Annotated in this window: 17 protein-coding genes; 13 read left to right on the top strand and 4 right to left on the bottom strand. The window is 61.3% G+C overall.

Annotated elements, in window-relative coordinates; all coding sequences use genetic code 11:
* Positions 1–4 precede the first annotated feature (4 nt).
* The 5 genes from DOCECA_RS07685 (at position 5) to DOCECA_RS07665 (ending at position 5534) form a co-directional block, all read left to right on the top strand.
* The gene (locus tag DOCECA_RS07685) at positions 5–1081 is read left to right on the top strand and encodes a microcin C ABC transporter permease YejB (protein ID WP_420766566.1); all 1077 of its coding nucleotides are present in this window, start codon (positions 5–7) and stop codon (positions 1079–1081) included.
* Between the two features lies 1 nt (position 1082).
* A complete protein-coding gene (locus DOCECA_RS07680; protein ID WP_434563729.1) occupies positions 1083–2102 on the top strand; it encodes an ABC transporter permease in 1020 nt (339 codons plus the stop codon).
* Between the two features lies 1 nt (position 2103).
* A complete protein-coding gene (locus tag DOCECA_RS07675) occupies positions 2104–3714 on the top strand; it encodes an ABC transporter ATP-binding protein (protein WP_420766568.1) in 1611 nt (536 codons plus the stop codon).
* Positions 3715–3733: 19 nt separating this feature from the next.
* Positions 3734–4528 (top strand): enoyl-ACP reductase FabI, encoded by a 795-nt coding sequence (gene fabI / locus DOCECA_RS07670; protein ID WP_003202751.1) that lies wholly within the window; start codon positions 3734–3736, stop codon positions 4526–4528.
* Between the two features lie 181 nt (positions 4529–4709).
* Entirely contained in the window at positions 4710–5534 is an 825-nt protein-coding gene (locus DOCECA_RS07665) for an AraC family transcriptional regulator (RefSeq protein ID WP_434563727.1), read from the top strand.
* A 137-nt stretch (positions 5535–5671) separates the two neighbouring features.
* On the opposite strand, the gene DOCECA_RS07660 is transcribed toward DOCECA_RS07665, so the two are convergent.
* On the bottom strand, positions 5672–6259 hold the full coding sequence (locus DOCECA_RS07660; protein ID WP_420766570.1) for a LysE family translocator: 588 nt from the start codon (positions 6257–6259) through the stop codon (positions 5672–5674).
* Between the two features lie 173 nt (positions 6260–6432).
* Here DOCECA_RS07660 and DOCECA_RS07655 point away from each other — a divergent pair, with 173 nt between their 5' ends.
* The 4 genes from DOCECA_RS07655 (at position 6433) to DOCECA_RS07640 (ending at position 10285) form a co-directional block, all read left to right on the top strand.
* Entirely contained in the window at positions 6433–7887 is a 1455-nt protein-coding gene (locus tag DOCECA_RS07655; RefSeq protein ID WP_420766571.1) for a TrkH family potassium uptake protein, read from the top strand.
* Positions 7888–7951: 64 nt separating this feature from the next.
* Positions 7952–9034 carry a bifunctional transcriptional activator/DNA repair enzyme AdaA gene (locus DOCECA_RS07650; RefSeq protein WP_434611083.1) on the top strand — a complete coding sequence of 361 codons (1083 nt, stop codon included), beginning with the start codon at positions 7952–7954 and terminating at the stop codon, positions 9032–9034.
* Positions 9035–9056: 22 nt separating this feature from the next.
* A complete protein-coding gene (locus tag DOCECA_RS07645) occupies positions 9057–9683 on the top strand; it encodes a DNA-3-methyladenine glycosylase family protein (RefSeq protein WP_434563721.1) in 627 nt (208 codons plus the stop codon).
* A 113-nt stretch (positions 9684–9796) separates the two neighbouring features.
* Positions 9797–10285: a GFA family protein gene (locus DOCECA_RS07640; protein WP_420766574.1), complete on the top strand. Its 489-nt coding sequence runs from the start codon at positions 9797–9799 to the stop codon at positions 10283–10285.
* On the opposite strand, the gene DOCECA_RS07635 is transcribed toward DOCECA_RS07640, so the two are convergent.
* Positions 10282–10884: a tRNA-(ms[2]io[6]A)-hydroxylase gene (locus DOCECA_RS07635; RefSeq protein ID WP_420766575.1), complete on the bottom strand. Its 603-nt coding sequence runs from the start codon at positions 10882–10884 to the stop codon at positions 10282–10284. The genes DOCECA_RS07640 and DOCECA_RS07635 overlap by 4 nt on opposite strands.
* Positions 10885–11042: 158 nt before the next feature.
* On the opposite strand from DOCECA_RS07635, the gene DOCECA_RS07630 reads away from it, so the two are divergent.
* Positions 11043–11906, top strand: coding sequence for a universal stress protein (locus tag DOCECA_RS07630; RefSeq protein WP_420766576.1), 864 nt, complete (start codon positions 11043–11045; stop codon positions 11904–11906).
* Between the two features lie 83 nt (positions 11907–11989).
* Here DOCECA_RS07630 and DOCECA_RS07625 read toward each other — a convergent pair whose 3' ends face one another.
* On the bottom strand, positions 11990–12460 hold the full coding sequence (locus DOCECA_RS07625; protein ID WP_420766577.1) for a DUF1289 domain-containing protein: 471 nt from the start codon (positions 12458–12460) through the stop codon (positions 11990–11992).
* 407 nt (positions 12461–12867) lie between these two features.
* Here DOCECA_RS07625 and acnB point away from each other — a divergent pair, with 407 nt between their 5' ends.
* Positions 12868–15477 (top strand): bifunctional aconitate hydratase 2/2-methylisocitrate dehydratase, encoded by a 2610-nt coding sequence (gene acnB, locus DOCECA_RS07620; RefSeq protein WP_249877324.1) that lies wholly within the window; start codon positions 12868–12870, stop codon positions 15475–15477.
* Between the two features lie 135 nt (positions 15478–15612).
* On the opposite strand, the gene DOCECA_RS07615 is transcribed toward acnB, so the two are convergent.
* Complete coding sequence (locus DOCECA_RS07615; RefSeq protein WP_445571695.1) at positions 15613–16893, bottom strand: serine/threonine transporter; 1281 nt, start codon at positions 16891–16893, stop codon at positions 15613–15615.
* A 286-nt stretch (positions 16894–17179) separates the two neighbouring features.
* On the opposite strand from DOCECA_RS07615, the gene DOCECA_RS07610 reads away from it, so the two are divergent.
* Together DOCECA_RS07610 and DOCECA_RS07605 are read left to right on the top strand one after the other, a co-directional pair.
* Entirely contained in the window at positions 17180–18145 is a 966-nt protein-coding gene (locus DOCECA_RS07610; protein ID WP_420766579.1) for a 2-hydroxyacid dehydrogenase, read from the top strand.
* Between the two features lie 145 nt (positions 18146–18290).
* The gene (locus tag DOCECA_RS07605; protein WP_434650830.1) at positions 18291–19358 is read left to right on the top strand and encodes a phosphotransferase family protein; all 1068 of its coding nucleotides are present in this window, start codon (positions 18291–18293) and stop codon (positions 19356–19358) included.
* The last annotated feature ends 15 nt before the right edge of the window (positions 19359–19373 follow it).

Here is a 19373-nt window from a genome sequence, read left to right as displayed (position 1 = left end):
CCCGATGCTGGCTTATATTTTTCGGCGGCTGTTGCTCATCATCCCGACGCTGTTCGGCATCCTGCTGATCAACTTCGTCATCATCCAGGCCGCGCCCGGCGGCCCGGTGGAGCAGATGATCGCCAAGCTCGAAGGGTTCGAAGGCGCCACCAGCCGCATCGCTGGCGGCGGTGCCGAGGTATCGGTGGCAGGTTCGTCCTCCTACCGCGGCGCTCAGGGCCTGGACCCGGCGTTGGTCAAGGAAATCGAGCGTATGTACGGCTTCGACAAGTCCGCTCCGGAGCGCCTGTGGATCATGATCAAGAACTACGCCCGCCTGGACTTCGGTGACAGTTTCTTCCGCGACGCCAAGGTCATTGACCTGATCAAGGAAAAGATGCCCGTGTCCATCTCCCTCGGGCTATGGAGCACACTGATCATGTACCTGGTGTCCATCCCCTTGGGGATCGCCAAGGCGACGCGGCACGGCAGTCATTTCGATGTGTGGACCAGTTCGGCGATCATCGTCGGCTATGCGATCCCGTCGTTCCTATTTGCCATCTTGTTGATCGTGGTGTTTGCCGGCGGCAGCTATTTCGACTGGTTCCCGCTGCGTGGGCTGACATCCAACAACTTTGATGAACTGACCCTGGGCGGCAAGATCCTCGACTATTTCTGGCACCTGGCCTTGCCAGTGACCGCGCTGGTGATCGGCAACTTCGCCACCATGACGCTGCTGACGAAGAACAGCTTCCTCGATGAAATCAACAAGCAGTATGTGGTCACCGCCAAGGCCAAGGGCCTGACCCGCAACCGCGTGCTGTATGGCCATGTGTTTCGCAACGCAATGTTGTTGGTGATCGCCGGCTTTCCTTCGGCCTTCATTGGCATTTTCTTCACCGGCTCGCTGCTGGTGGAAGTGATCTTCTCCCTCGACGGCCTGGGCCTGATGAGTTTCGAAGCCGCGATCAACCGCGACTACCCCGTGGTATTCGGCACACTGTTCATCTTCACCTTGCTGGGGCTGGTGGTGAAATTGATTGGCGACCTGACCTACACCTTCGTCGATCCGCGCATCGATTTCGAAAGCCGGGAGCATTGAGATGAACCTGTCCCCTCTCAATCGCCGCCGTTTCGAACTGTTCAAGGCCAACAAGCGCGGCTGGTGGTCGCTGTGGCTGTTCCTGGTGCTGTTCGTGCTGAGCCTGGGCGCCGAGCTGATCGCCAACGATAAACCGCTGGTGGTGCATTACGACGGCGGCTGGTATTTCCCGGCCCTAAAGCGCTACCCCGAGACCACCTTTGGCGGCGAATTCCCGCTGGAGGCCAACTACAAGAGCCCGTACATCCGTGAGTTGCTGGCCGCCAAGGACGCCTGGGTGGTGTGGGCACCGATTCCGTTCAGCTACCAGAGCATCAACTACGACCTGAAAGTCCCGGCACCGGCGCCGCCCTCCTCGGTGAACTGGCTCGGTACCGATGACCAGGGGCGCGATGTGCTGGCGCGGGTGATCTACGGTTTTCGTATCTCGGTGCTGTTTGCCCTGACGCTGACGGTGCTCAGCTCGATCATCGGGGTAATCGCCGGTGCCCTGCAGGGTTTCTACGGGGGCTGGGTGGACCTGGCCGGCCAGCGCTTCCTGGAGATCTGGTCCGGGTTGCCGGTGCTGTACCTGCTGATCATCCTCGCCAGTTTCGTCCAGCCCAACTTCTGGTGGCTACTGGGCATCATGCTGCTGTTTTCCTGGATGAGCCTGGTGGACGTCGTGCGCGCCGAGTTCCTGCGCGGCCGCAATCTGGAATACGTGCGCGCCGCTCGCGCATTGGGCATGCAGAACGGCGCGATCATGTTCCGCCACATCCTGCCCAACGCCATGGTCTCGACCATGACGTTCATGCCGTTCATCCTCACCGGCGCCATCGGCACCCTCACCGCCCTGGATTTCCTCGGCTTCGGCCTGCCGGCGGGCGCGCCTTCCCTGGGCGAGCTGGTAGCCCAGGGCAAGTCCAACCTCCAGGCGCCGTGGCTGGGCATCAGCGCGTTCGCCGTACTGGCGATCATGCTGAGCCTGCTGGTGTTCATCGGCGAGTCCGCTCGCGATGCCTTCGATCCGAGGAAGTGAAATGAACCAGGACAATCTGATCGAAGTACGCGACCTGGCGGTGGAGTTCGTCGTCGGCGAACGCCGCCAGCGGGTGGTCGAAGGCGTCAGCTTCGACATCAAGCGAGGCGAAACCCTGGCCCTGGTGGGCGAAAGCGGTTCGGGCAAGTCCGTGACGGCCCACTCCATCCTGCGCTTGCTGCCCTATCCGCTGGCCCATCATCCCACCGGAACCATCCAGTACGCGGGCCAGGACCTGCTGGGCCTGAAGGAAAAAACCATCCGCCATATTCGCGGCAACCGGATCGCGATGATTTTCCAAGAGCCGATGACGTCGCTGAATCCCTTGCACTGCATCGAAAAACAGCTCAACGAAGTGCTCGGCATCCACAAGGGCCTGACTGGCAAGGTCGCTACCCGCCGCTCCCTTGAACTGTTGGAGCTGGTCGGCATTCCTGATCCGCACAAGCGCCTCAAGGCCCTGCCCCATGAACTGTCCGGTGGCCAGCGGCAACGGGTGATGATCGCCATGGCCTTGGCCAATGAGCCGGAACTGCTGATCGCCGACGAACCGACCACCGCACTGGACGTCACCGTGCAGCTGAAAATCCTCGAACTGCTCAAGGATTTGCAGGCACGCCTGGGCATGTCGCTGCTGCTTATCAGCCACGATTTGAACCTGGTGCGAAGAATTGCGCACCGCGTATGTGTCATGCAGCGCGGTTGCATCGTCGAACAGGCATCGTGCGCAGAGTTGTTCCGCGCGCCGCAACATCCGTACACTCGGGAATTACTGGCCGCCGAGCCCAGCGGCAACCCGGCAAACAACGTCGTCGGCCCGCCGCTGTTGCAGGTCGAGGACCTGAAAGTCTGGTTCCCGATAAAGAAAGGCGTGTTCAAGCGTACGGTGGATTACATCAAGGCGGTGGACGGAATCCGCTTCAGCCTGCCCCAGGGCCAGACCCTGGGCATCGTCGGCGAAAGTGGTTCCGGAAAGTCGACCCTGGGGCTGGCGATCTTGCGGTTGATCGGCAGCCAGGGCGCGATCCGCTTCGAGGGCCAGCAGCTCGACTGCCTGTCACAGCAGCAGGTCCGGCCGCTGCGCCGGGAGATGCAAGTGGTGTTTCAGGACCCGTTCGGCAGCCTGAGCCCACGGATGTGTGTGAGCCAGATCGTCGGCGAAGGGTTGCGGATCCACAAGATCGGCACCCCGGCAGAACAGGAACAAGCGATAATCGCGGCATTGAAGGAGGTAGGCCTGGACCCGGAAACCCGGAACCGCTACCCCCATGAATTTTCCGGAGGGCAACGGCAGCGCATCGCCATTGCCCGGGCCCTGGTGCTCAAGCCGGCGTTGATTCTGCTGGATGAGCCGACGTCGGCCCTGGACCGTACCGTGCAACGCCAGGTGGTGGAGCTGTTGCGGTCGCTGCAAACCAAGTACAACCTGACGTACCTGTTTATCAGCCATGACCTGGCTGTCGTCAAAGCGCTGAGCCACCAGCTGATGGTGGTCAAGCATGGCCAAGTGGTCGAACAAGGTGATGCCCGCAGCATATTCGCCGCGCCGCAACACCCCTATACACAGCAGTTGCTGGAGGCCGCCTTCCTGGCCCCAACAACTGCCGAATAACCTGAAAGAGGAGCAACACATGGGTTTTCTCGCCGGTAAGCGCGTACTGATCGTCGGTGTCGCCAGCAAGCTGTCCATCGCATCCGGCATTGCTGCCGCCATGCATCGCGAGGGCGCTGAGCTTGCCTTCACTTATCAGAACGACAAACTCAAGGGTCGTGTCGAAGAGTTCGCGCAAGGCTGGGGTTCGAGCCCGGAGCTGTGCTTCCCATGCGACGTGGCCAGCGATGAAGAAATCGCCAAGGTCTTCGAAGAATTGAGCAAGAAGTGGGATGGCCTGGACTGCATCGTGCACTCCGTGGGCTTCGCCCCGGGCGACCAGTTGGACGGCGACTTCACCGAAGCCACCACCCGCGAAGGCTTCCGCATCGCCCACGACATCAGCGCCTACAGCTTCGTGGCCCTGGCCAAAGCCGGCCGTGAAATGATGAAAGGCCGCAACGGCAGCCTGCTGACCCTGTCGTACCTGGGCGCCGAGCGCACCATGCCGAACTACAACGTCATGGGGATGGCCAAGGCCTCCCTGGAAGCGGGCGTTCGCTACCTGGCCGGCTCCCTGGGCCCGGACGGCACCCGCGTGAACTGCGTATCGGCCGGCCCGATCCGCACCCTCGCCGCTTCCGGCATCAAGAATTTCCGCAAGATGCTGGCCGCCAACGAAGCGCAAACCCCGCTGCGTCGCAACGTCACCATCGAAGAAGTCGGCAACGCCGGCGCCTTCCTGTGCTCTGACCTGGCGTCGGGCATCAGCGGTGAAATCATGTACGTGGACGGCGGCTTCAACACCACCGCCATGGGCAACATCGAAGAATAATCTTCGCGTTGCAACAAAAACGCCGCTTGGCCTGGAAAGGTCAAGCGGCGTTTTTTTGCTCTGCACGTTATCTGTGGAAGCGAACTTGCAACCCCGTCCAGACCCGCACCGATCTCGAACGGGCATTTTTGGGCGCAGGCGAATACACTCAGGCACAGCCAACAAAACAGGACATCGACCGATGAAGCCCGCCAACCATGACGCTGCCCCACGTTTCTGGCACGACGCGGCGCTGCCTTTCATCGAAGCCCGGGCCATCGCCGATGGGCGCAAGGTCTGTTATTCGCGTCACTCCCACGACCATTTCTCGATCGGTGCGATCACTGCCGGGCGCAGCACGTATCTGCATGAGCAGTCGAGCTTCCAGGTCGAGGGCGGCACGGTGGTGCTGATGAATCCTGGCGACGTCCACGCCTGCAATCCCATCGACAATCAACCCTGGTCCTACGTGATGCTGTATGTCGATACCCAATGGCTAAGGGACCTGCAACGGCGGATCGGCTTTGATCCGTCCATGGAGTTCCAGGCGTTCGACACCACCCACAGCCGCGATGCCGCGCTTTTCTCCGGCCTGTGTGCGCTCTACGAAATACTGGTGGATGAACAGGTCGATACCCGCGCCAAAAAAGATGCCGTCGAGGCGTTTTTCACCGACCTCCAGCATCGGCTCAATCCGGCCGGGCGCCCGGACCGGGGCAGTCACCCTGCTTTGATGCGGGCCGCGCAGTTCATCCATGACCATTGCACCGAAGCCCTCAAGCTCGAGGATATCTGCGCGTTTGCACAGCTCTCGCCGTCCTACTTGAGCCGGGCCTTCAAGCGTCACTACGGTATGACGCCCCACGCTTTCCTGATCAATCGCCGGATCCAATTCGCCCGTCGCCAATTGCGCGAGGGCAAGTTGATTGCCGATGTCGCGCTGCAAAGCGGTTTTGCCGACCAGGCGCATTTCCAACGGGCATTCAAGCAACACCTGGCCGCCACGCCCGGGCAATACCGAGGCTGACACTGCCCCGTCCCGTGGCGAGGGAGCTTGCTCCCGCTGGGCTACGGAGTAGCCCTCGATTCCAGGCGACCGCTGCGCAGTCGAGCGGGAGCGAGCTCCCTCGCCCCGACAGCGTTCCAACCCCAAGGACGGGTTGCTCACGGCAACAACAGATACACCGCGCTCGCCACCAGCAACGCCGCCATGGCCCGATTGAACAGGCGCATGGTCACCGGATTCCCCAGCCAGGTACGCAGGAAGCTGCCGGCGTATGCCCAGCAGCCCACGGACAGGTAGCAGATCACCAAATAGATCGCCGCGAACTGCCACACCAGCGATGCCTCGCCATCGGCGACGAAAGCGCCCATCCCCGCCACGCAGGCCAGCCAGGCCTTGGGGTTGAGCCACTGCATCAGTGCGCCGTAGATCATCGACGGCGCGCGCCCTTCGTCCCGCTCACCCAGCTCGCCGTTGTCCATCGCCAGCTTCCAGGCCATGAACAACAGGAACGCCACCCCCGCCAGTTGCACCACGCGGGTGAGCCCCGGCCAGCGCTGCAAGACTTCGTGCAACCCCAACCCCATCAAGACCAGCAGCAGGACAAACCCCAGGGTGGCGCCGGCGACGTGGCGCAAGGTGGCGCGCAAACCGTACCGAGCGCCGGAACTGAGGGCCACGATATTGACCGGGCCCGGCGTAATGGACGCGACCAGCGCAAAGGTCGCCATGGATAATATCAAGCTCATCACATATCTTCTTCGTTTGAGGAAAGAGGCCCCAAGTTAAACGGGTTGCCCGCACGGGTATTGAAGAAAACTGCCTTCGTCATCAAGCACGCCCGCTTCTTTTTTACGCAAACTTTACGCGCTGACCGACTCGCCAAATCGATACTGTGCAGCTTTTGAATCAGGCGTTATCCATGTCCATAGCGGTTCTGCGTCTCATCGGTTTCATCCTTGGGATTTTCCTGATCACCCTCGCGGTCAGCATGGCGATTCCGCTGTTCACGCTGATGTTCTACGAGCGCAACGATGACTTGTCGGCGTTTCTCTGGTCGAGCCTGATCACTTTTGTCTGCGGTGTGGCACTGGTCGCCCGTGGAAGACCGGAACAGGCCCAGATGCGGCCCCGGGAAATGTACCTGCTGACCACCGCCAGTTGGGTATTCGTCTGTGCGTTCGCCGCCCTGCCAATGGTGCTCATTCAGCACATCAGCTACACCGATGCGTTTTTCGAGACCATGTCCGGCATCACTACCACCGGCTCGACCATCCTGACCGGTTTGGACACGGCATCGCCCGGCCTGTTGATATGGCGCTCGATGCTGCACTGGCTCGGTGGAATCGGCTTTATCGGCATGGCCGTGGCGGTCCTGCCGTTATTGCGGGTCGGTGGCATGCGGCTGTTCCAGACCGAATCTTCGGATTGGTCGGAGAAAGTCACGCCGCGCTCGCATGTCGCGGCCAACTACATCCTGTGGATCTACGTAGGCTTGACCGCGCTCTCGACGTTGGCGCTGTGGCTTGCCGGCATGACGCCTTTCGAGGCGATCAACCATGCGATGTCGCTGATTTCCACCGGAGGATTCTCCACCTCCGATGCGTCCCTCGCCCATTGGCCGCAACCGGCGGTCCATTGGGTGTCGGTGGTGGTCATGATGGCGGGGGCGCTGCCCTTCACGCTGTATGTGGCGACATTGCGAGGCCACCGGCGCGCCTTGCTCAAGGACCAGCAAGTCAGGGGATTCATAGGCTTTCTGGTGGTCACCTGGCTCGCGGTCGGCACCTGGCTGAGCCTGAACAGCGACCATGCATGGTGGGACGCGGTCCGTATCGTCGCGGTCAACGTCACCTCCGTGGTCACAACCACTGGCGTGGCCCTGGGGGACTACACGTTGTGGGGCAGCTTCGCCCTGCTGCTGTTCTTTTACCTGACGTTCGTCGGCGGCTGTTCGGGGTCCACGGCCGGGGGCCTGAAGATCTTTCGGTTTCAGGTCGCCAAGGTCCTGTTGATGGGCAGCTTGAAGCAATTGATCCACCCCCGGGCGGTGATCCAGAAGAAGTACAACAATCACCCCATCGACGAGGAAATCGTTCGCTCGCTGCTGACGTTTTCGTTCTTCTTCGCGATCACCATCGGCGCCATCGCCCTGGGCCTCGCGCTGATCGGCCTGGATTGGACGACCGCCTTGACCGGCGCCGCCACCGCCGTGTGCAACGTCGGCCCGGGCCTGGGCAATATCATTGGCCCGGCCGGCAACTTCTCGACCCTGCCGGACGCGGCGAAATGGCTGCTGACCCTCGGCATGCTGCTGGGACGTCTGGAGATCCTGACGGTGCTGGTGTTGTTCACGCCAGTGTTCTGGAAATATTGATATCGGCAAATTCACTGTCGATTTTTCGGTGGAGGGCTTTGGGCCACGGTTCTATGCTCCTCCCATGAACCTACAAGACTCGCTGCTCCCGCCCCACGCCGAAATGGTCCGCGCCATGCTCGAACGAGACACCGCCTACGAGGGGGTGTTTTTCACCGCGGTCAAGACCACCGGCATTTTCTGTCGTCCCAGCTGCACGGCACGCAAGCCGAAGCCGGAGAACGTGGAGTTCTTCGCCCACGCCGACGAGGCCATGTCGGCCGGCTATCGAGCCTGCCTGCGCTGCAAGCCATTGGATGCCGCGGCCATCGCACCGGCCTGGATCCAGGCGCTGCTCAAAGCCGTGGATGCCGGGCCCGACGTGCGCTGGACCGATGCGCTGCTGCACGAACAGGGCATCGAACCGCTGAAGCTGCGCCGCTGGTTCAAACAGCATTTCGGCATGACTTTTCACGCCTACCTGCGCACCCGGCGCCTGGGCATCGCCTTGGGCGGAATCAAGGAAGGCGCCTCGATCGACAACGCCGCGTTCGATTCCGGCTATGAATCCCTGAGCGGTTTTCGTGATGCGTTCGTGAAGTCTTTTCATATCACCCCCGGCCGCGCCGGCCTCAGCGAACCGTTGCTGTTCACCCGACTGACAACCCCTCTGGGGCCGATGCTGGCCATGGCCGAACGTCGCGGACTGGTGCTGCTGGAATTTCTCGACCGCCCGGCCTTGACCAAAGAATTGGAAGAACTGCAGCAACGCTACGGCTACACGGTCGCCCCGGGGCATAACGCTCATTTGCAACAGATCGAAACCGAACTGGCGGATTATTTCGCCGGCAAACAAACGACTTTCCACGTGCCGCTGCACATGCCTGGCAGCGCCTTTGCAGTCCGGGTCTGGGCCGAACTGCAAAAGATCCCCTATGGCGAAACCCGCAGCTACGGCGCCGTCGCTTGCGCCCTGGGCAGCCCTGGCGCCAGCCGCGCCGTGGGCTTGGCCAACGGGCAGAATCGCCTGGCGATCGTCATTCCCTGCCATCGGGTGATCGGCGCGGACGGCGCGCTGACCGGTTACGGTGGCGGCCAGCCGCGCAAGGCGTTTCTGTTGCGGCTGGAAAAAGCCGCGGTGCAGGTTTCGTTGCCCTTGGCGTTTTGATCAGCCCCGAACAGAGATCCGGATGAGCACGCCTTACGACGAAGCGAGTACTTTCCTGGCCAATCTTGACGAAGACTGGCGGCGTCACATCGCGTCCGTCGGCCCGTGCCTGCTGCAACCCAAGCCGGCCCGCGATCCCTATGAGGCACTGGTGCGGGCGATTGCCTACCAACAACTGCACGCCAAGGCCGGGGACGCCATTCTCGGGCGGCTTGTCGCGCTGTTTGCCCCCGCCGCGTTTCCCGCCCCCGAACAACTGTTGGCAACAGACAGCACGCTACTGCGCAGTTGCGGATTCTCCGCGAGCAAGCTCGCGACCCTCCAGGGCATCGCCCAGGCGACACTGGATGGGATCGTGCCGGATTACGCCACGGCCCGGGCCATGGACGATGAAGCACTGATCGAGCGCCTGGTCAGCCTGCGCGGCGTCGGGCGCTGGACCGTGGAGATGCTGTTGATCTACAGCCTGGAACGAGTGGATGTCTTGCCGGCGGATGACTTTGGGGTTCGCGAAGGATATCGACGGCTAAAAGGTCTGGAGACTCAGCCGAATCGCCGGCAGATCATCGCTATCGGCCAGGCTTGGAGTCCTTATCGGACGGTGGCGGCTTGGTATTTGTGGCGGGTGCCCAAAATCAAGTCCGCATGACCATTCATCACGGGCAAGCTCTTCCACTGGCGTCGGCGCATCAACTCAAAAGTTGAGAACATCACCCCATCGAGGTTGTCCAGATTATTCAGTCCCTAACCGGAGGTCCCCCCATGCACCTCGAAGGATCCTGCCACTGCGGCGCCGTTTCGTTCAGCCTGGACAGCACCCATCCCTACCCTTACCAGCGCTGCTATTGTTCGATCTGTCGCAAGACCCAGGGCGGCGGCGGTTTTGCGGTCAACCTGGGGGGCGATGCGAAGAGTCTCAAGGTGCAAGGCCGCAAGCACATCACGGTCTACCATGCGCGACTCAAGGATGAAGGCGATAAACGCGCCCATCGCAGCAGCGCCGAACGGCATTTCTGTTCGCTTTGCGGTTCGGGGTTGTGGTTGTTCAGCCCCGAGTGGCCGGAGCTGATCCATCCGTTTGCCTCAGCCATCGACACGCCGTTGCCGGTACCGCCGGAGCACACCCACCTGATGCTGGGTTCCAAGGCGCCGTGGGTGGAAGTCGAGGCGCATCCGGGCGACCAGCAGTTCGAGGTATATCCCGAGGAATCGATTGCCCAGTGGCATGAACGGTTGGGTTTGACCCGTTAGGCCGGCACGCCGCTGTGAAACCGGAACTCCCCATCCGGCGACTCGATCAGTTCGCGCTCGGCCTCGCGAACCTTGTCGATCACCTGGGCGATGTCCTTGGCGTCTCCATACTGGTAAGCCAGCTTCAGATAACCCTGGAAGTGCCGGGCCTCACTTTTCAGCAAGCCGAAATAGAATTTGCCGAGTTCCTCGTCCAGATGCGGCACCAGCGCCTCGAATCGCTCGCAGCTGCGGGCTTCGATGAAGGCGCCGACCACCAGGGTGTCCACCAGTTTCACCGGCTCGTGGCTGCGCACCACTTTGCGCAAGCCCGAGGCGTAGCGCCCGGCGGAAAGCTGGCGCAGGCCGACCTTGCGCTTTTTCATCAGGCGCATGACCTGCTCATGATGCACCAGCTCTTCCCGGGCCAGGCGCGACATCATGTTGATCAAATCTACATGGGAATGGTACTTGGCGATCAGGCTCAGGGCGGTGCTGGCGGCCTTGAACTCGCAGTTCTTGTGGTCGATCAGCAGCGTTTCCTGATCGGCCAGCGCAGCCTGGACCCAGGCATCGGGGGTGCGGCAGCCGAGGAACTCGTGAATTTCGGGAAGGATCATGGGGCTCACGGAAAAGGTAGTCGAGCAAAGGGCGCCGATTATACCGGCCTGCCTCCAGACCACCAGTCACACCGATTGATATGCATCAAGTCGACGCGCCATCCATAGCAACTATAGTTGAGCAACGCCATGCCTCTTTATTGCTGGAGACGCCGATCATGCAAGCCATTCGCAGCATCCTGGTGGTCATCGAACCCGAACATTCGGAAAGCCTTGCGCTCAAGCGCGCCAAATTGATCGCCGGAGTAACCCAGGCTCATCTGCATCTGCTGGCATGCGACAAACACCACGATCATGCCGGCCTGCTCAGCGTGCTGAAAAGCGCATTGCTGGCCGACGGCTATAGCGTCACCACCGAACAGGCCTGGAACGAAAGCCTTTACGAAACCATCATCGACGTGCAGCAGGCCGAAGGCTGTGGCCTGGTCATCAAGCAACACTTCCCGGACAGCCCATTGAAAAAAGCCCTGCTGACCCCGGCGGACTGGAAGTTGCTGCGCCATTGCCCGACCCCGGTGCTGCTGGTCAAGACGTGCGGTTCCTGGAAAGACCGGGTCATCCTGGCGGCAGTCGATGTCGGCAATGCCGATGGCGAGCATCGTCACCTGCACTCGACCATCATCGATCACGGCTATGACATTGCCCTCCTGGCCAAGGCGCACCTGCATGTAATCAGCGCCCACCCGTCACCGATGCTCTCGTCGGCCGACCCGACCTTCCAGCTCAAGGAAACCATCGAAGCGCGTTATCGCGAACAATGCCGGGCGTTCCAGGCCGAGTTCGACATCGATGACCAGCATCTGCACATCCAGGAAGGCCCGGCGGACGTATTGATTCCCTACATGGCCCACAAGCTTCAGGCCGCGGTCACCGTGATTGGCACCGTGGCGCGCTCCGGCTTGTCAGGCGTGTTGATCGGCAATACCGCCGAAGCCGTGCTCGATGCGCTGGAAAGCGATGTGCTGGTGCTCAAGCCACAGGAAGTCGAAGACCACCTGGTGGAGTTGGCGTACAAGGGTTGAGGCTTTGTGGATTCAGCCGAGTTTCCGTGGCGAGGGAGCTTGCTCCCTCGCCACAAAAGCTATCTGGTCCGAATGACAGGCTGTCAGCCGTCCATCGCATCCTTGAGGAACCCCGGCGCGATATAACGTTGGTAATGCGCTTCGGACAGGAGGAAGAATTCCCGATCAATGGCATCTCGCAGGTCCGGCAGGTCCCAATCGCGAAACTCCGGCAACAGGACCATGCCGTACGCTTCCAGGTTATTGATCACCCGCGCGCCCCGGGCGATCAGTTGATAGGCCCAGCAATATTCCGATTGGTGCGGCACGAAGCGGATCTTGCGCGCCTCCAGTTGCTGACGCAGCAACGCCGGGTCGAAAACCTCCAGCTTCGCCACCATTACCTGCACCAGCAGTTGCTCGAGCCGCATCCACACCGCGCGTTTTTCTTCCTCGTTGTAGCCGTTCCAGTGGATCACTTCATGGTGGAACCGCTTGCAGCCACGGCAGACCAGGTCACCGTAGACAGTGGAACAGAGGCCGACGCAGGGGGTCTTGATGAGCTGGTTGGGCATAAGGCAACGCACACGCAAAAACAGGACAGACGGGCATGTTAGCCCTTTGTCTAAGATTGATCACCCCTCAAACCTGGAAGCCCAACTTACCTTTAATTTTTTTTTCCCGTAGAATCAGCCAGCCTTTTAAGGCGCCAATGTCCGTTAGAAGCTGTTTTCAAAGCGTCACGAGCACAGTCGTTCCTTCAGAGCGGTGTTGGCGAAGGGTCTTTCCAGCGGGGAAAGCCCAACGCCAACCCTCATCAGCTCCCCGTTCTGCAGGCGTAAAACTTTGAAAGCAGCTTCTGTGAGGAACTCCGTCAACTCTGGCGTGGAGGCCCAAAAAGCCCCTGTCGCGCATGAGTGCCGTGAGTTTCTGGATGAGCGTCCCGGACACCCATTTGGGACCACTGATGAGGGTAATAACTGTGCTTGAAGCCTACCGCAAACATATCGAAGAGCGTGCAGCCCTGGGTATCGTTCCCCAGCCGCTTAACGCCGAACAAACCGCAGGCCTGATCGAGCTGCTGAAGAATCCTCCGGCTGGCGAAGAAGCCTTCCTCGTTGACCTGATCACCAATCGTGTTCCGCCAGGCGTCGACGAAGCCGCCTACGTCAAGGCCGGCTTCCTGTCCGCCCTGGCCAAGGGCCAGGCCCAATCCCCTCTGTTGGACAAGAAGCGCGCTGTAGAACTGCTCGGCACCATGCAGGGTGGCTATAACATCGTGACCCTGGTCGAGCTGCTGGACGACGCCGAGCTGGCGCCAGTCGCCGCCGAAGAACTCAAGCACACCCTGCTGATGTTCGACGCCTTCCACGACGTGGCTGAAAAAGCCAAGAACGGCAACGTTCACGCCAAGGCCGTGCTGCAATCCTGGGCTGACGGCGAGTGGTTCAAGAAGCGCCCGGTGCTGGCCGACAAGATCAGCCTGCGCGTGTTCAAGGTCACCGGCGAAACCAACACCGACGACCTGTCCCCTGCCCCGGACGCCTGGTCGCGTCCTGACATCCCGCTGCACGCCCTCGCCATGCTGAAAATGGCCCGTGACGGCATCGTTCCGGACGAGCAAGGCAAGACCGGCCCGATGAAGCAGATCGAAGAAATGCGCGGCCAGGGCTTCCCGATCGCCTACGTCGGCGACGTGGTGGGTACCGGCTCCTCGCGTAAATCGGCCACCAACTCGGTGCTGTGGTTCTTCGGCGACGACATTCCCTACGTGCCGAACAAGCGCGCAGGCGGTTTCTGCTTCGGCAGCAAGATCGCACCGATCTTCTACAATACCATGGAAGATGCCGGCGCACTGCCGATCGAGTTCGACGTGTCGAACATGAACATGGGCGACGTGATCGACCTGTACCCGCACGCCGGCAAAGTCTGCAAGCACGGCACCGACGAAGTCATCACCACCTTCGAAATGAAGACCCCGGTGCTGTTGGACGAAGTCCGCGCTGGTGGCCGCATTCCGCTGATCATCGGCCGTGGCCTGACCGAGAAGGCTCGCGCCGAACTGGGCCTGCCACCGTTCGACCTGTTCAAGAAGCCTGAAGCGCCTGCTGAAAGCACCAAGGGTTTCACCCTGGCGCAGAAGATGGTCGGCAAGGCTTGCGGCCTGGCAGAAGGCCAAGGCGTTCGTCCTGGCACCTACTGCGAACCGAAAATGACCACCGTGGGTTCCCAGGACACCACAGGTCCCATGACCCGTGACGAACTGAAAGACCTGGCGTGCCTGGGCTTCTCGGCTGACCTGGTGATGCAGTCCTTCTGCCACACCGCGGCCTATCCAAAGCCGATCGACGTCACCACCCACCACACCCTGCCTGACTTCATCATGACCCGCGGCGGCGTTTCCCTGCGTCCGGGCGACGGCATCATCCACTCGTGGCTCAACCGCATGCTGCTGCCAGACACCGTGGGCACCGGTGGCGACTCGCACACCCGTTTCCCGATGGGCATCTCGTTCCCGGCCGGTTCCGGCCTGGTCGCGTTCGCCGCTGCCACCGGCGTCATGCCGCTGGACATGCCGGAATCGATCCTGGTGCGCTTCAAAGGCAAGATGAAACCTGGCATCACCCTGCGTGACCTGGTTCATGCCATTCCTTACTTCGCTATCCAGAACGGTCTGCTGACCGTCGAGAAGAAAGGCAAGAAAAACGCCTTCTCCGGCCGCATCCTGGAAATCGAAGGCCTGGAAGGCTTGACCCTGGAGCAGGCGTTCGAGTTGTCCGACGCCTCGGCCGAACGTTCGGCTGCCGGTTGCACCATCAAGCTGTCGAAAGAGTCGATCACCGAGTACCTGCAGTCCAACATCACCCTGCTGCGCTGGATGATCGGCGAAGGCTACGGTGATGCGCGTACCCTGGAACGTCGCGCCCAAGCGATGGAAGCCTGGATCGCCAACCCGCAACTGATGGAAGCCGATGCCGACGCCGAATACGCCGAAGTCATCGAAATCGATCTGGCCGACATCAGCGAGCCTGTGCTCTGCGCGCCGAACGACCCGGACGACGCCCGTCTGCTGTCCAGCGTTGCTGGCGAGAAGATCGACGAAGTGTTCATCGGTTCGTGCATGACCAACATCGGTCACTTCCGCGCTGCCGGTAAATTGCTGGATCAGGTCAAGGGTCAGCTGCCAACCCGTCTGTGGCTGTCGCCACCGACCAAGATGGACGCTCACCAACTGACCGAAGAAGGCTACTACGGCATCTACGGCAAGGCCGGTGCTCGGATGGAAATGCCAGGCTGCTCGCTGTGCATGGGTAACCAGGCACGCGTCGAGCCGAACTCCACCGTGGTGTCGACTTCGACCCGTAACTTTCCGAACCGTCTGGGTGACGGCGCGAATGTCTATCTGGCCTCGGCCGAACTGGCATCCGTGGCGTCCATCCTGGGTCGCCTGCCGACCGTCGAGGAGTACATGGAATACGCCGGCAAGATCGACAGCATGGCAGCGGACGTGTACCGCTACCTGAGCTTCGACCAGATCGCCGAGTTCCGTGAAGCAGCTGCAAACGCCAACATCCCGGTCGTCCAAGCGTAACGCTTAAGACGCCCGCCTAAAAACGCCGCCCCTCTCACGAGGGGCGGCGTTTTTTTATGCCTGGGATTTGATGAAAGCTGACTCGCCGCTTTCGCCGGAACGCCGCCCGGAGCAAGCTTGCTCCCACAAAAAAGGTCAGGCCAAGAGGGAATAGACCAACGCAGTAATCGCCACCAAACCCACCGCCACCACAAAGGCATTCGACGCTTGTTCGCGATAGCGAGCCATGGCCGGGACCTTGCGGATGGCGTACATCGGCATCAGGAACAGAATCGCCGCGATCACCGGGCCGCCCAGGGTTTCGATCATGCCCAGGATGCTTGGGTTGAGAGTGGCGACAACCCAACACACCACCAGCATGAACGCTGCCGTGAGGCGGTCCAGGGTCTTGGGGGCTGGGCGGCGGCCGCTCTTGACGATCAAGCCCTTGAGGCCTTCGCTGGCGCCGATGTAATGCCCGAGGAAGGATTTGGCGATCGCCACGAAAGCAATCAACGGCGCCGCGAAGGCGATGGTCGGGTTGCTGAAGTGGTTGGCCAGGTACGACAGGATCGACAGGTTCTGCGCCTTGGCCTCGGCCAGTTGTGCCGGGGACAGGGTCAGCACGCAGCTGAACACGAAGAACAGCACCATTACGACCATCAGCACATGGGCGCGCGACAGGATCTGCGCACTGCGCTTTTCAGCCTCATTGCCGTAGCGGCGTTTCTGGTCCACTGCGAATGCCGAGATGATCGGCGAATGGTTGAATGAGAACACCATCACCGGAATCGCCAGCCACAAGGTATGCAGCAACGCCGAAGGCTGCGGCACCGTCGACGCCGTGCTCAGGATCCCGCCGTTCCAATGGGGCACCAGGAACACCGCCAGAAACAACAGCGCCACGATAAAGGGATAGACCATCAGGCTCATGGCCTTGACGATGACCTGCTCGCCGCAGCGGACCACGGCCAGCAGGCCGAGGATGAGCATCAGCGACAACAAGGCCCGGGGCGGCGGCTGCACGTGCAGCTGGTGTTCCAGGAAACTGCCGACCGTGTTGGTCAGCGCCACGCTGTAGATCAGCAAGATCGGGAAGATGGCGAAGAAGTACAACAGCGTGATCAGCGCACCGGCCTTGATACCGAAATGCTCCTCCACCACCTCGGTGATGTCCGCGCCGTCGCGGCCGGACAATACAAAACGGGTCAAGCCCCGATGCGCATAGAACGTCATGGGGAACGCCAGCACCGCCAGCACCAGCAGCGGCCAGAAACCGCCAAGGCCGGCATTGATCGGTAAGAACAGCGTGCCGGCACCAATGGCGGTGCCAAACAGGCCCAGCATCCAGGTCGTGTCTTGGCGACTCCATTGGCTGAGGGTGGCTGGGGCTGTCGTTTCAAAGCGCTCTTCGACGCTGTTGGCCTGATCATTCATCCGGTCGGATCTCCGCTTTCCGGTCACATGCACCCGGCCGGGACGAGTCGGAAAAACCCGACAGGCAGCGCCCCTGGCCGAAACAGGGGCGCGATTGTCCGGGATTAACGAGCAGAAGCAAAGACTTAGCTGAGGAGCGGTTCTGCGGAGCAGCGTTTTCCAGCTCGCCCCCACAAGAACAGCGCAGCAGGACAAATGATCATAAAAAAGCCCAGGCCATCCCTCCCGCCGGCTCCTACAATCAGGTTGAATATCGATGATCGAAAAGCGCCTACAGGAGCCCAGCATGACCGCAACCGTTCTGGTACTGGTTGAAACCGTCAACGAATACCTGCCAATCCTGGAGCGCCAGGGTTATCACTTGGAATTGGCGCCCACGCCCGCCGAACGCAAGACAGCGATTTTCGAACACGGCGACCGGTTCAGCGCGGTGTTGACCCGTGGCCCCCTCGGTTTGACGGCTGAAGAAATGACGGCTTTGCCCAACCTCAGGATCATCTGTGTAATCGGCGCCGGTTATGAGCAAGTGGACCTGCAAGCCGCCAGCGAGCGAGGCATCGTCGTCACCAACGGTGCCGGGGTCAATGCCTCCTCGGTGGCCGACCATGCCATGGCGTTGTTGCTGGCGTTGGTGCGCGATGTGCCTCGATCCGACGCGGCCCTGCGCCGTGGCGAGTGGCCGCGAACCATGCGCCCTTCCCTCGCGGGCAAGCACCTGGGCATCCTGGGGCTCGGCGCCGTGGGCATGGCCATTGCCAAGCGGGCCGCCCTCGGTTTCGACATGAAGGTCAGCTACCACAACCGTCGCGTGCGCAGCGATGTGCCCTACGCCTTCTGCGCCACCCCCACCGAGCTCGCCAGGGTGTCGGATTTCCTGATTGTCGCCACGCCCGGAGGCCTGGACACCCGCCAATTGATCAACAAGCAAGCCCTCGATGCCCTCGGGCCCCACGGCTTCTTGGTGAATATCGCCCGGGCCAGCGTGGTCGCCACGACCGAACTCATCAGCGCCCTTGAACACCGGCGAATTGCCGGGGCTGCGCTGGATGTGTTCGATCACGAGCCCGAAGTGCCTGACGCCCTGAAACACTTGCCCAATGTCGTGCTCACGCCCCACGTGGCCGGCCTGTCGCCGGAAGCGACACGCGCCACGGTGGAGTTGGTGGGTGAGAACCTGAACGCGTTCTTTTCCGGCAAGCCGGTGCTGACGCCAGTGCAGCTACCCGATGCGCAGGCTTGCGTTGACCGGTAGGCCAGACGCAACCACGGCTCATCAAATCCGCTGATCACCCAGCAACACGCTAACCTATAAGACCCCGGCGTGCTTGTGACGGCTGCCGCACGCCATTAGATTAGCCAATGATCGATGGCCTCCAAAATAAGCAGAAGGGATAAGCATGGCAGTTACTGATCAGTCCACCCGCGTGCGCGACGGTGAAGAACTCGATGCCAACCTGATCGACCCGTACCTCAAGGCCCACATTCCTGGCTTGACCGGCACGCCGGTGATCAGCCAGTTTCCCGGTGGCGCGTCAAACCTGACGTACCTGCTCGAATACCCCGAACAGGAGTTCGTCCTGCGCCGGCCCCCGTTCGGTCACAAGGCCAAATCGGCCCACGACATGGGCCGTGAGTTCCGCATCCTCAATCAATTGCGTGAAGGTTTTCCGTACTGCCCGAAAGCCTACGTCCATTGCACCGACGAGTCGGTGATGGGCGCCGAGTTTTACGTGATGGAGCGGGTCAAGGGCATCATTTTGCGCTCCGAGCTGCCACCGGAACTGGGCTTCGACGCCGCCCGCACCGAAGCATTGTGCAAGAGCTTCATCGACCGGCTTGTCGAGCTGCACCGCGTCGACTACACCGCTTGCGGCCTGGCCGACCTGGGCAAGCCCGAGGGCTACGTGGCCCGGCAGATCCGTGGTTGGAGCGACCGCTACGACAAGGCCTTGACGCCCGATGCGCCTAAATGGGAGACGGTCAAGGCCTGGCTCAACGACAAGATGCCCGCCGACCATCCAACATCGAGCATCGTCCACAACGACTACCGCTTCGACAATGTCATCCTGGACCCGGACAACCCGATGCAGATCATCGGCGTGCTGGATTGGGAACTGACCACCCTCGGCGATCCGTTGATGGACCTGGGCAACAGCCTCGCCTACTGGATCGAAGCCGGTGATCCGGCGCCCGTGCAACTGATGCGGCGCCAGCCAAGCCACGCGCCGGGCATGCTGACCCGCCGTGAGTTCGTCGATTACTACGCCGAACGCGCCGGGATTCGCATCGACAACTTCGACTTCTACTACACCTATGGACTGTTCCGCCTGGCCGGTATCGTCCAGCAGATCTACTACCGCTTTTTCCATGGCCAGACCCAGGACAAACGCTTCGCGCAGTTCGTTCAGATGAACAAGCTGCTGGAGCAGATGAGCCTGCAAGTCATCAGCAAATCCACGCTCTGAGCGCACCTATAACAA

This window comes from Pseudomonas sp. E102 (genome assembly GCF_052660185.1).
This window is presented reverse-complemented; position numbering and strand designations above follow the sequence as displayed.